Annotated in this window: 11 protein-coding genes and 1 riboswitch; of the genes, 1 reads left to right on the top strand and 10 read right to left on the bottom strand. The window is 55.9% G+C overall.

Going from position 1 to position 11,974, the window contains the following annotated elements; translation table 11 throughout:
- Nucleotides 1–16 precede the first annotated feature (16 nt).
- The 9 genes from AB5H98_RS10565 to AB5H98_RS10525 form a co-directional block, all read right to left on the bottom strand.
- Nucleotides 17–1,231, bottom strand: a complete 1,215-nt coding sequence (locus AB5H98_RS10565; protein WP_367925864.1) for a membrane lipoprotein lipid attachment site-containing protein — start codon at nt 1,229–1,231, stop codon at nt 17–19.
- 13 nt (nt 1,232–1,244) lie between these two features.
- Nucleotides 1,245–2,480 (bottom strand): hypothetical protein, encoded by a 1,236-nt coding sequence (locus AB5H98_RS10560; RefSeq protein ID WP_367925863.1) that lies wholly within the window; start codon nt 2,478–2,480, stop codon nt 1,245–1,247.
- Between the two features lie 14 nt (nt 2,481–2,494).
- On the bottom strand, nt 2,495–3,688 hold the full coding sequence (locus AB5H98_RS10555; protein WP_367925862.1) for a hypothetical protein: 1,194 nt from the start codon (nt 3,686–3,688) through the stop codon (nt 2,495–2,497).
- Between the two features lie 36 nt (nt 3,689–3,724).
- Nucleotides 3,725–4,480, bottom strand: coding sequence for a hypothetical protein (locus AB5H98_RS10550; RefSeq protein WP_367925861.1), 756 nt, complete (start codon nt 4,478–4,480; stop codon nt 3,725–3,727).
- Nucleotides 4,462–5,859, bottom strand: coding sequence for a sensor histidine kinase (locus tag AB5H98_RS10545; RefSeq protein WP_367925860.1), 1,398 nt, complete (start codon nt 5,857–5,859; stop codon nt 4,462–4,464). The genes AB5H98_RS10550 and AB5H98_RS10545 overlap by 19 nt, the downstream gene beginning before the upstream one ends.
- Entirely contained in the window at nt 5,856–6,515 is a 660-nt protein-coding gene (locus tag AB5H98_RS10540; protein WP_367925859.1) for a response regulator transcription factor, read from the bottom strand. The genes AB5H98_RS10545 and AB5H98_RS10540 overlap by 4 nt, the downstream gene beginning before the upstream one ends.
- A gap of 125 nt (nt 6,516–6,640) precedes the next feature.
- Nucleotides 6,641–8,005 (bottom strand): NCS2 family permease, encoded by a 1,365-nt coding sequence (locus AB5H98_RS10535; protein WP_367925865.1) that lies wholly within the window; start codon nt 8,003–8,005, stop codon nt 6,641–6,643.
- A 109-nt stretch (nt 8,006–8,114) separates the two neighbouring features.
- A riboswitch (purine riboswitch) is annotated at nt 8,115–8,216 on the bottom strand.
- Nucleotides 8,217–8,359: 143 nt separating this feature from the next.
- Nucleotides 8,360–9,256 carry an SPFH domain-containing protein gene (locus tag AB5H98_RS10530; protein WP_367925858.1) on the bottom strand — a complete coding sequence of 299 codons (897 nt, stop codon included), beginning with the start codon at nt 9,254–9,256 and terminating at the stop codon, nt 8,360–8,362.
- A 33-nt stretch (nt 9,257–9,289) separates the two neighbouring features.
- Complete coding sequence (locus AB5H98_RS10525; protein WP_367925857.1) at nt 9,290–9,739, bottom strand: NfeD family protein; 450 nt, start codon at nt 9,737–9,739, stop codon at nt 9,290–9,292.
- 328 nt (nt 9,740–10,067) lie between these two features.
- Between AB5H98_RS10525 and AB5H98_RS10520 the strand changes: the two genes are divergently transcribed.
- Entirely contained in the window at nt 10,068–11,408 is a 1,341-nt protein-coding gene (locus AB5H98_RS10520; protein WP_367925856.1) for a zinc ribbon domain-containing protein, read from the top strand.
- A 69-nt stretch (nt 11,409–11,477) separates the two neighbouring features.
- On the opposite strand, the gene AB5H98_RS10515 is transcribed toward AB5H98_RS10520, so the two are convergent.
- A partial coding sequence (locus AB5H98_RS10515) for an alpha-amylase family glycosyl hydrolase (RefSeq protein WP_367925855.1) occupies nt 11,478–11,974 on the bottom strand: 497 nt, incomplete at its 5' end.

Raw genomic sequence — 11,974 nt, 5'->3', positions numbered from 1 at the left:
TAAAAGGTTTCTCCTCTCAGTCGGGAACAGTGAATTCCCTGTAAATTTCCTTGCCCACAAGATAGTCTTCGGCGTCCATCACCGCGTACACGCTTTGGGGGTTCATCACGGGGCCGTCCACGGTGTCTATGGTGGAAAACTGAACAGCGCAGTTCACTACCAGTTGATCGTCCCACTCAGCCAGTACCGTCAACGGCGCGTCTTTTGTGTTGTAGTAGTCTTTGTACAGTTGTTCGTCAAAGCCCCGCATTTCCTGACGCTGAGGCAGTTCGGACACAGAACCGTCCTCATTTACGCAAAAGACGGTTTCCTGCAGAGAGTCGTTTACAAAATCCGTTACCTCGACGATGGGGTGGTCCTGCACGTTTTGCAGATACCAGCGCTGGGTTTTGTAAAAGTCCTGTGTTTCTAAGGCGTTGTAGGACCGCAGCGCCTGGGTGACGGTCCGCGTCTCGCCGGTTTCCAAATGAATGGCCACAATATCTCCGGTGGGGCGATCCAGATACATCACTTCGTTTTCAATCAAAATGCACATCGGATAGCAAAAATGAGTCGGGTCCACTTGGGCAATCTCGGTCACATCTCCGCTGCGGTCCAATAAACAGATGCGCGCAGGCTGTTCGCTGGAAATGTCCCAGTTGATGGCCACAAAGCGGTCCTGCCAGATTCCAAGCACCTTCCCGGACGTAAAAAAATCATCCTGAAGCCCGTGGGCCAAAAAAGTCTCTGTGCCGTTTGTCCGGCTCACCCGGCCAAAGGCTCCGTCACAAAAGCCGTACAGATACTCTGCATCCGCTCCCACAAAAAACCAGTATGCCAGAGCACCCACCTGTCGGGGATGCGTGCCGTCCGCGTCACGAACCATCAAAGGATACAGCTCCAGATCCGGGGCGTATTCCAATGTGTAGATGGCGTCCTCCAGTACGACCAGAGGATACCCGTTCGACCGCGCCTCGCAGGTTTCCGACGTGTGGTCACAGTTCGGCGCGGAGCAGACAATGTGCATGGTCATGTCCCCAAAATCCCACCGGGTCAGCAATGTGCCGGGGTTGGACGAGTTCGAATCGTAGTACAAAGAAAAATAACCGATTCCGTTTGTGCTCTGATTTACCAAGGCCAGGGGCTCGGCCACAGCCGAGGATTCGTTTTCGGCCAAAGGCGCAGCGGAACCAGCCGGTGCACAGCCTGCCAGCAGGGCTAAAAGACAGATTGCACAAAAAATTCGCCGCATAAAAACGCTCCTCTCATTGGGAAATCGTGAATTCCTGATAAGTTTCTTTGCCCGCCAAATAGTCCTCGGCATTCATCAGCGCATATACGTCTTTGGAACCCAGAGCAGGCGCGCCGTCCCGTTCATAGGTGTAAAATTGAAGCGCGCGCTTTATCACCAGCTTGTCTTTCCATTGGGCCACCATTTGCACCGGAGCTGGCTCTTTGCTGGGCGCATAGTAGACGTAATAGGTGTCTGCAAGGGCCGGGTCATAGTCCCGCCACTCCTGGCGCTGCGTCAGCTCGGTCGCCGTGCCTTCCTCGTTCACAAGAAAGACCCTCTCCATAAGATAACCGTCCACAATGTCCCTGTCCCACACGATCGGCCGGCCGTTTACCGCTTGCAGTCGAAAAGAGTGCTCCTCTCCCAAAGCGGTACAAGACCGCAGTGCACCGGTGACGGTTTGTGTCTCGCCAGAATCCACGTTCACGGCCATCACGTCTCCGGTGAGCAGGTCAAAGTAGATCACCTGGTCTGCAATGAGTACGCAGTTGCGGCTGGAGAACCGGTCCGCATCCACCTGAGCGGTCTGGGTCACACTGCCGTCTTTGCCCAAAAGGCAGATGCGCACAGGCTGGGTTTGTGCAGGGTCCCAGTTCACGGCCACAAAACGGTTGTTCCAAACTCCCAGCACCCGGCCAAAATCGCAAAAATCCGCTTGTGCGCCGTGGGCCAGAAAGACCTCAGTCCCATCGGTCCGGCTCACCCGTCCAAAGGCGTCGTTGCAAAAACCATAGAGAAATTCTTCGTCTGCCCCTATAAAGATCCATTGTCCCCCGGTGCCCACCGTTTGGGGATGCGTGCCGTCCGCCTGGCGGCAGCAAAGCGTGTACGTCTCGCCGTCAGGTCCGTTTTCCAGCGTGTAAACGGCGTCTTCCAGCACCAAAAAAGCATTGCCGCCTATTCGGCCCTCACAGGTCTCGCCAATGTGGTTGCAGCCCGGCGCCGAGCAGGCGATGTGCATGGTCATGTCCCCAAAATCCCATCGGGCCAGTTGCGTTCCAACCGCTTGGTTGACCGGATTGTAATAAAAGGAAAAGTATCCCATGGAATTGGTGGACCCGGCCGGAGTGAGCGCTGTTTCAACGCAGACTGTGTTCGAAGCGGCCGAATCAGGCGTCGGTTCCGTCACCGAAGAGGAGTGCTCCAAGGCGGCCGGTGTGCAGCCGGCCAGCATCAGTGCGAGAACAACACAAAACAGCCGCTTCATAAAAATGCCTCCGTTCAAATGGAAATCGAGGAAATCATCCGATACTCCGGTCGCCCGGCGAAAAAGTCTTCTGCGTCAATGAATCCGTACAGGGTCCGGGAACTCTCAAAAGTGGCAAAGCAACCGTCTTGTCCCATGGTAGTGCGCATCACCGGTTCGTGCTGGCTCACCAGCAGCCCCCGGTCCGTTTCGGCCCAGATGGCCACCGGATGGGCATATCCGTTCCAGTAGTCGGTCAGGGTGCATATCGTGGCTTCGCCCGTGGAAAAATTGATCGCAAAGCAGGTGGATGCCAGATCCGTCTGTTCGATCAGCACGTCCACCAGCAGTTTTTCGCCCAACACCTGGCCGCTCCAGCTCTGTACGCTGCACCAGCCGTCCTCGGGTCGCGTAAAGATGTACTGGCTCAGCGCCGTTGACAATGTCTGCGTTTGCCCGTCCGCGTCGGTGCTTTTTATTTCTCCGGTGGCCATGTCGGCCCAGTACAAATGGTCATGATCGATGCATAGCAAGTTGACCTCGCTTGGGTCGTATCTGAAAAATTCTGTCAGGGAAAAATCGTCCTCCATGCGGTATAGCACTTGCTGGGTGGGCTGTTCCGGGTCAGTGCCGTTCCACATGATTTGGTTTTCTATGGTGCCGATGGGAGAGTACGAACTGGGCAGAAATTTCCGCCGGATGACAGTTTCCAGACCGCTGTCCGGGTCCAGATACAGCAAATCTCCATCGATGCAGCCGTACAAAAATTGTCCGTCGGTAAAGGTGCCGGCCAATTCCCAGCCGGCCAGCACCGTTCGGGTACCCACTAGGTGGCCGTCGGTATCGTAGCGTCTCAGATAGATGTAATCGTAGTCATCGTCTGTGGGACCACCCAAGGACAGCAGCGTGTCGCCAAGCAGAAAGAGATGGCTGCCCGCTTTCCAGGCAGGACATGCATCGCTGTCGTGGCTGCAGTCGGGTACATCGCACACCACCCGCTGAGCCATTTGGTCAAAATCGTAAAAGGTCAACACAGAGGCGCCGTCCTCAACAATGACATCGGTGCTGTAAAAGCCCTGTTCGGTCAAAGCACTGGCGGGCCCCAGCGGGAATACGCTCCATTCTTTTGCAGGCTGCGCCTGGGGCGAGGCAGCCGAGCTTGCAGGTGCCGGTTGGGCGCACCCCGACAGCAACACCGCCAATGCCAGAGCTGCGAAAAAACGTTTCATAGGATTCACTTCCTTCATTTGCACAAACACCATGACTCATGGAACCGAACTTAGGGCAATGTCCAAAAAATACGAGTAAGAGTCCACGACCCGCAGGTGTAAAACCAGATTCAGATGAGCCGATTCGCTGCGAATGCACCACCAGTCATTTGAGGAATACTGCTGCTCAGGTTGCCAGTCCAGCGCATCCAGACCCAGCACTTCCGTCAAATCTTGCAGAGTGCCGAACGGATCCTCCAAAGGGGCAGGGGGCTCCATCGGATACGCTCCGTTGATGTAGAAATTCATTAACACGGGGGTGCTGCCATCCGGGGCAACGACCACGCTCAAATCGGCGAAAGAATAGGAAGAATTTACATAAAATTGAGCATTCCATCGAAAAAATCCCATTCCCACTTCCGTGCCGTCCACGCGGGAGCGAATCGAGCGGTCCATTGTGTAGTCCAAAAGTCCGGCAAGATCTGACGGCAGCGCATCCAGAAGAATCTGTGCAGGTTCCAGTACATCGGAAAGTTGCCCTTCCTGCAGAACGGTACCCTCTGGGATCGCGTAGGATTGGAAGGGCTCCCCGTCGTGCCTCAGAGAGATTTGGTACAGCTCACGAACCAGTGGGATCTGCATGGCCCCGGCATCCGGTGCGCCGATGTCAATGGGCGAAGAAAGGGAATGTACGGTTTCAAGGCGGGTTTCGTCGGCCTGTTTCATGGCCAACCAGGGCAAAATTGACGCCGCGGCCAAAATCGCCGGTACACACAGCAAACTCAACACGAAGGTCAGTCTTGCTCTTTGCACGGGACCGCCTCCCTTCGCAGAGAAAATCGCACCGACGTTCCCTGTCCCAGGGTGCTTTCGATGACAAGACGGCTGCCATGGAGCTGGGCAATGCGGCTGCAGAGTGCCAGACCCAGGCCGCTGCCGTTTTCAGAGCGGGAACGGCTTTTGTCCACCATATAAAAAGGTTCGGTGATTCGAGGCAGTTCCTCGGCGGGGATGCCCCGGCCCGTGTCCGATACGGTCAGCTCTATCCAGTCGGCGCCCTCTGTGAGGTGAATGCGCACGCACCCATCCTTGGGAGAGGCATGGGCCGCGTTTTCCACTAGGTTCCACACAAGGTCCGCCGCAAGGCTCCGGTCTGCCAGCACGTACAGGCCCCGGCCGTCGGGTCCCAGCACCCGCACATCCGCCAGCCCCACGGCCGCAGCCCGCACATCGTTGAGAATGCCGGTCAGCGGCGTAGGCTCCAGTTCCAGTTTTTCCTCGCCCAGGCGCATCAGGGCCATCAGCCGGCGGGACAAAGTCTCAAGGCGCTTGGACTCGTGGTAAATGTAGTCAGCCGCCTTTTGTCGGGTCTCCAGAGGCACGTCCCGGGTGCGCAGCATGGAGGCGTACCCCAGCATGGCGGTCATAGGCGTTTTCACTTCGTGCGTAAAGGCGGATACAAAGTCATCTCTTTGGCGGATGTTTTCCCGCAGCGCCTGGTCTCGGGCCTCTATGGCTTCGGCCATGCGGTCAAACTCCCGGCTCAGAGCGCCTACCTCATCTTGGCCCCCAACGCCGGTTCGCTCGCCATACACGCCGCCGGCAATGCGCTGCGCCGCAGTTTGCAGCCGTTTCAACGGTCGCAGTACCGCTCCCGTGATCAGCAAGGTCAAAAGGGCCACGGCTCCCAGCAGTACAACGGAAATACGCCAAAATCGATGCAGTTGAGCGGCGCGCTCATCGTACAGATTGGTCACTTCAAAGACACTGACCAGATATACGTCCGGTTGCGTTGGAAGAGCGCTGGCGATGAGAAACCAGGTCTGTTCGCCGTGAGACCGGTAGATGTATCCTGTGTCAGCCGCTTTTACGGCGGCGTACAAGTCCATTTTGTCAATGACTTGGGGCAAATTGGAAAAATGCAAAGCGTAGCCTGTGTCCACCAGCGCAAGGTTTGCGTCCGGCGCAGCCACAGAGGCGTCGACTCCTGCCTGCTGCAATTGAATCGAATCCTGGTGGGCCAGAGAAAGATCGATCTGTTCCAGTTGGCTGGTGTGGGACGCCAAAAAGCGCTGTACGGCATCCTCGATCGAGGCGGAAAAATTTTGCTGGATCATCCAGTACCCACCCAGTAAAAACAGCGCTCCCGTCACAGCCAGAAGGCTCAGGCTCAGCTTCCATTTCAGCTTCAAGGCGATCCCTCCTCCAGAAGGTATCCAATTTTATAAAGTGTTTTGATTTCGTTGTGCCAGCCCAGTTTTTTGCGCAGACGCTGTACATGCAAATCCAGCGTGCGGCTGCCGTCCTCGGGCATCTCTCCCCAGACGCGTTCAAACAGGGCATCCCGGTACAAAGTCACACCCCGGTTGCGCAAAAATACTTCCAGCAAATCGTACTCCCGGGGCGTCAGAAATACATCGGTGCCATTTTTGCGCACCCGACGAGCCACAGGGTCCAAAACGACCCCAAAAGCCTGCAACACAGTGTTGCCTCGCCCGGTGCGGCGCAATACGCCCTCCACTCGGGCGACCAGTTCCTCGGGCTCAAAAGGTTTGCAGATGTAGTCCTGGGCGCCCATGCGCAGGCCTTTTACCCGATCGGCCACGGCGATACGGGCGGTGAGGAAAATCACAGGCGTCTCATCCGCGATGTATTGCTTTAGTTCGTATCCGTCAAAGCCCGGCAGCATGATGTCTAAAAGAATCAAAGACCATCGGCCGGTTTCAATGTAGTCCGCCGCAGTTTGGCCGTCCCGTGCGATGCGGCAGGGCCAGCCCGCGTGTTCCAGAGTCAAGGCAATCAGGTCCGCAATGGCGGCTTCGTCCTCTACAATCAGAATCGGGTCCATGTTTTTACTCCTTGTCCATTGTTCTGCCTTCATTGTAGCACGCTTTGTATCAAAAGTGCATCCGAACGAAAAAAAGACGTCCGGCCAGTTGGCCGAACGTCTTTTTGCAAAATTCAAATCAGAAATTAGCTGGAAACACCCAGAACGATGGTCACGATGCGCAGCACAAACAACGCACCCACGATCCACATAATGGGGTGAATGTCCTTGGCTTTGCCGCGGAATACTTTCAGCACCAGCCAAACCAGCACGCCGAACATGATGCCGTTGGCGATGGAGTAAGTAAACGGCATCATGATGATGGCCACAAATGCACCCAGCACATCGGCCATATCGCCGTCGAACTTCACTTTGGACACGCTGCTCATCATCAGCATACCAACAATTACCAGCGCAGGAGCGGTGGCAAAGCCCGGGATCGCCAGGAAGACAGGTGCCAGGAAGATGGACAGAATGAACAGAACCGCAGTGGTCAGAGCGGTCAGACCTGTGCGGCCGCCCTCAGCCACACCGGCGGAAGATTCCACGTAGCTGGTAACGGTGGAAGTACCCATGCAGGCGCCAGCCACAGTACCAATGGCGTCGGACATCAGCGCACGGCCTACGCGAGGCAGCTTGCCGTCTTTGTCCAGCATGTCGCCTTTGGCAGCCACACCGATCAGGGTGCCGACGGTGTCAAACAGATCCACGAACAGGAAGGCAAACACGATGACCGCAAAGTTTACCAGGTTTCCTGCTACATAGCTGAAGTCAAACTTGAAGGCGATTTCGCCCAGACCCGCAAAGCCAGCCATAAAGCTGTTGTTGGTGAAATCGGGCAGAACGGATGCACCGGTGTACCAGCCGGTCAACTGTGCAAAGATGCCCAGCACCCAGGTGATCAGGATGCCCCACAGAATAGCACCCTTGACGTTGTAGAACAGCATGATGCCGATGATGGCAATGCCGATCAAAGCCAGAGCCACGCTGGCATCGCCCACGTTGCCCAGGCCCACGATGGTGCTTTCATTGGCGACCACGATGCCGGCGCCTTCCATGCCCACGATGGAGATGAACAGGCCGATACCGGCGGTGATGCCGTACTTCAGGTTTTCAGGAATGGAGTTCACCAGTGTCTCGCGGAATTTGAACGCGGACAGGATGATGAAGATGAGGCCTTCCACCAGGATGGCGGTCAAAGCGATGCGCCAGGGATTCTCAATGCCCTGAGCGGACAGGCTGCCGCATACGGTGTAGGCAAAGTAGGCGTTCAGGCCCATGCCGGAAGCCAGCGCGATGGGGTAGTTGGCCCAGAAAGCCATGATGAGCGTAGCGAAAGCAGCAGACAAAGCTGTAGCCACAAATACGCCCGCGGTGTTCATGCCGGCTGCGCCCAGCATGCTGGGGTTGACGGCCAGAATGTAGGCCATCGCAAGGAAGGTGGTGATACCGGCGATGACTTCGGTCTTCACCGTGGTACCATGTTCTTTCAGATGAAAGAATTTTTCCATGATTGTTCCTCCTGTAAAAAAGAAAAATAAATCGTATATCGAAAAGGGGACACGCCCCATTTCGCAAAAAAGAAGGCGCGGGCACTTTACAGACCCACGCCTCAAAACGGCATACCAACGCCGCTTCGATAGCCGGGTGATTTACGGCCGCCCGCTAGAAACTGCCGGCCCCTATTGCCGGCGATATATCGAAGTGAATTTATGAATAATTTATGAAAATACACTCTTATTCTACTCAATCCCATAAAGTTTGGCAATGCACTTTTTTGACAATTTTTCATTTGGAAAGTACCGCGAAAACAGACGAAAAAGCGAAGGGCCGCATCCGGCATGCCGGATGCGGCTCCTTTGTGTTTAGCGTTTTGTCTCGTCCATGGTCATCATTTCCTTGGCGCTGGCCACAAGGCCGGCCAGGTTTTGGATCTCGCTGGGCACGATCAGCTTGGTTGCCTTGCCGTCGGCCACTTTCTGCAGAGCCTCCAGGCTTTTCAGTGTCAAAACCTTCTGAGAGGGGTCTGCCTCGTTCAGCATTCTGATGGAGTCGGCCAGAGCTTTCTGCACGGTCATCAGAGCTTCGGCTTCACCCTGTGCCTCACGGATGCGCTGCTCGCGCACGGCGTCGGCGCGCAGGATGGCGCTTTCCTTTTCGCCTTCCGCCTTGGTGATGGCGGAGGTCTTCTCGCCCTCGGCAATCAGAATGGCTTCACGTTTCAAACGCTCGGCCTTCATCTGCTTCTCCATGGCGTCCTGAATTTCGGCGGGCGGGATGATGTTCTTGACTTCCACCCGGTTGACCTTGATGCCCCACTTGTCGGTGGCCTCGTCCAGGATGGCGGTGATTTTGGTGTTGATGACGTCACGGCTGGTCAGGGTGTGGTCCAGTTCCATTTCACCAATGATGTTGCGCAGGGTGGTGGCGCACAGGTTCTCAATGGCGGACAAAGGCCGCTCGATGTTGTAAGTGAAGAGTTTCGAGTCGGTGATCTGGAAGAAGATGACCGTGTCGATCTGCATGGTCACGTTGTCTCGGGTGATCACAGGCTGAGGGGGAAAATCCACCACCTGTTCCTTCAAAGATACTTTTTTGGCGACCCGGTCCACAAAGGGGACCAGGAATCGGACGCCTGCATCCCAGGTGGTCTTGTAGCGTCCCAGGTGTTCCACCACATATTGATAGGACTGCGGTACGATGCGGATGTTCATGATGATGAACACGACGATGAGCACGATGAGCAACAGAACAATAAGCATAACAATATTCCTCCTTTAAATTGAGATTCCTTTTTATACGGCGGCCGTGCCGTGCAGGGGTTCAACGGTAAGTGTGGCGCCGTCCACGGCGGTCACGGTGCATAGCTGCCCTTTTTCCAGCGGGACCGATGCTTTTGCAGTCCAGTCCACACCGTCCAGTCGGGCGCGGCCGGGTTGATGGGGGGATACCGGTTCGATGATGGTCGCGATGCGCCCCACATTCAGATCCGCGTTGGTGGGCACGGGCTGCACGTCGCGGCGCTTTTTCATCATAGGCCAGCTAATAGCCAGGCTGATGACGCTCACGGCCACGAAAACAAAAAATTGTACAAGAAAAGACGAAGTGAAGAAAAGCGAAGTGATCAGAGCGGCCACGGCTCCAACCACAAACCAGATGCTCACAAGAGCAACGGTCGTCGCCTCAAGTATGCCGAACACAATGGCCAGTCCCAGCCAAATGAGCGACAGGGGAGAAAAATCCATAACAATCCTCTTCCTTTCTGCCGCGTTGTGCGCGGCGTTTTCCTGCCTTGCAGGTTGTTCGACTGCGTCGCTGCCGAAGTTTTTGTCGACAGCCTTATTGTATCAAATCCCATGGAAAAATACAAAGCTCAAAAAAACCCTTTTTTGGCTTTGTTTGACCAAAAACGGCGTTTTTACAAATCCTTGCCTCTCAATCGAGTCCGCTATGAGCCCGGCGCGTTAGGGCGAAGCAGCGCATTTTTCCCGCCGGGGTGGATTTCCTTGAAAAGCCCTGTACATCCCGCTATAATGAAAAAAAGAATTCAAACCTCGAAGGAGGGAATCATTTATGATTTGCCCAAGATGTGGGGAAGTGTTGCCGCCGCAAGCACGTTTTTGTTCCCGGTGCGGCATGGCGCTGCCGATGGGGCCGGTTCTGGCAGAGAACCCGATGCCCAATCCCGGCCCGGCGCCCCGCATGCCCGACCCGTACTATGCGCGGGAATTTGCGGCCATGGCCGGCGGAAGTTCCGGCAGGTTTAATTTTGCGGCATTTTTCCTGGGGCCATTTCATGCGTTGTACAGAGGATTCTGGCCGCGCTTTTGGAAATTGTATTTTCCGTGGCTGGTGGTGCTGGGAATTGGACAATTGTTTTCGTGTTTGTACGCCGGCAGAGAGCTGCAGGCTGTCATAAACGGCGGTTCGGCGCTTTTGTCCGGTCCTCCGGTGGTGCTGTCCTGGCTGTGCAGTACAATTTGCTGGGTGCTGGGACTGATCGTTGCCATCTACAACGGAGCCACGTTCAATCGTGCTTACCGCGAGTTTCAAAAGGGTGTGCCACCCACCAATTCCCATGTGGGAGCCATGCTGGGGCTGATCGCAAGCTATGGCGTTTGGAGTTTGGTTTTGGTGGGGCTTGTGTTTAGCATGGTGTTCCGCAATCTCCAAACAATTGAACAACAGCCGTTCGACCAGAACCAAGACTTCACGTATGACGACAGCGCAGGCGTGGGCTATGGCCAAAAGGTCGGGGAGATTTTCGACGAGTATACCGAGTACGACCAGTCTTACATCAACGGTTATATTCCCGGTGATGCCACCGCCGGCAGCTATCTGGACCTGTTCAAACAGAGCAAAATGTTTTACAGCGATGATTTGTCGCTGTACCAGGTGATGTCCTTAGGTTTCGACAAGCTGGAAGTGACCGAGGACGTGGTGGAAGACGAGCAGTTGCAGGTGGACGCCTATCTGGACATCACCGCAGTGCTGGGAGATACCACGTTCCAGTTCACCGTGCAGCAGTGGCAGAACTATGTCTGGTTCGTAGGGTATAGTTGTTACCTCACCGAGGAGCCGGAAAACGTCTACTATATGAGCCTCAACGATTTGAGCGCGATGCTGGCCTATTGCTACGAGCAGGCGGACGGCGAGGACACCGCTTCTCTGGCCCGGGCCGTGCGGGGAAGCTGGACCGATGAGAACGGCAACACCTTCAAGGTCACGTCCGATTTGGTGGCCGGAGAATCGTATACGCTTGGCACGCTGATCGACGGAAAAGTCCAGGGCTGGCTGACGGATGGCGGTTATCTGCTGATGGGTCTGGACGAGACCGGCGATGTGCTGACGCTGGAATATTACGACGCAGACGGGGCGCTGCTCTCGTCCGTGCAAAATACCCGCATCGCCTAGAGTGTATGCGCCCGCCGCGCATCTGAGAACGCAAAAAAGCCTCCTGTGAAAACAGGAGGCTTTTTTTGTTTAACGCGATTGGGTGATGGCCGCAAAATCGTAAGGATTCACGGTCACGGTTTGGCCCAGAAGCTGGGTGGTCAGTGTGCTGGGCGAGCGGTTCAGGCACACCGCAGCCACAGCGGATGCGCCGCGGCGCTCAAATTCCAGAACGCCGTCTTCAGCCCGCAGAAGATGGAATTCTCCATCCGCGAAAGCCGAGCAGTTTTTGCGCAGTGCCGCCAGCCTTTGCAGGGCCGGCCGAATGCGGTTCTCGGTGCTGTCCCAGTCAAAAAAGGCTCGGTTGAAGGGGTCCTTGTAACCCTGCATGCCGATTTCGTCCCCGTAGTAGATGCTGGGGATGCCCGGCAGCGTAAAAATCAGCGCGTAGCCCATCACCACCATCCGGCGGCCGCGCTCGTATTGGTCGGGCGTCAGACGGCGGCCGCTCTGCCAGTACCGGTCCCGTCCTTCGCAGCTCTCACCAGCCATGGCCGTGATGGCGCGCACCGTGTCGTGTGTGGACA

The organism is uncultured Ruthenibacterium sp., assembly GCF_963558415.1.
In the GTDB taxonomy this organism is placed as follows: Bacteria; Bacillota; Clostridia; order Oscillospirales; family Ruminococcaceae; genus Ruthenibacterium.
The sequence above is the reverse complement of the archived record's forward strand: the minus strand, read 5'-3'. Positions and strand labels throughout refer to the sequence as shown.

Excerpts from the sequence above, each read along its gene's own strand:
- AB5H98_RS10565 (WP_367925864.1), bottom strand. The coding sequence starts at position 1,231 with ATGCGGCGAATTTTTTGTGCAATCTGTCTTTTAGCCCTGCTGGCAGGC.
- AB5H98_RS10560 (WP_367925863.1), bottom strand. The coding sequence starts at position 2,480 with ATGAAGCGGCTGTTTTGTGTTGTTCTCGCACTGATGCTGGCCGGCTGC.
- AB5H98_RS10555 (WP_367925862.1), bottom strand. The coding sequence starts at position 3,688 with ATGAAACGTTTTTTCGCAGCTCTGGCATTGGCGGTGTTGCTGTCGGGG.
- AB5H98_RS10540 (WP_367925859.1), bottom strand. The coding sequence starts at position 6,515 with ATGGACCCGATTCTGATTGTAGAGGACGAAGCCGCCATTGCGGACCTG.
- AB5H98_RS10535 (WP_367925865.1), bottom strand. The coding sequence starts at position 8,005 with ATGGAAAAATTCTTTCATCTGAAAGAACATGGTACCACGGTGAAGACC.
- AB5H98_RS10530 (WP_367925858.1), bottom strand. The coding sequence starts at position 9,256 with ATGCTTATTGTTCTGTTGCTCATCGTGCTCATCGTCGTGTTCATCATC.
- AB5H98_RS10525 (WP_367925857.1), bottom strand. The coding sequence starts at position 9,739 with ATGGATTTTTCTCCCCTGTCGCTCATTTGGCTGGGACTGGCCATTGTG.
- AB5H98_RS10520 (WP_367925856.1), top strand. The coding sequence starts at position 10,068 with ATGATTTGCCCAAGATGTGGGGAAGTGTTGCCGCCGCAAGCACGTTTT.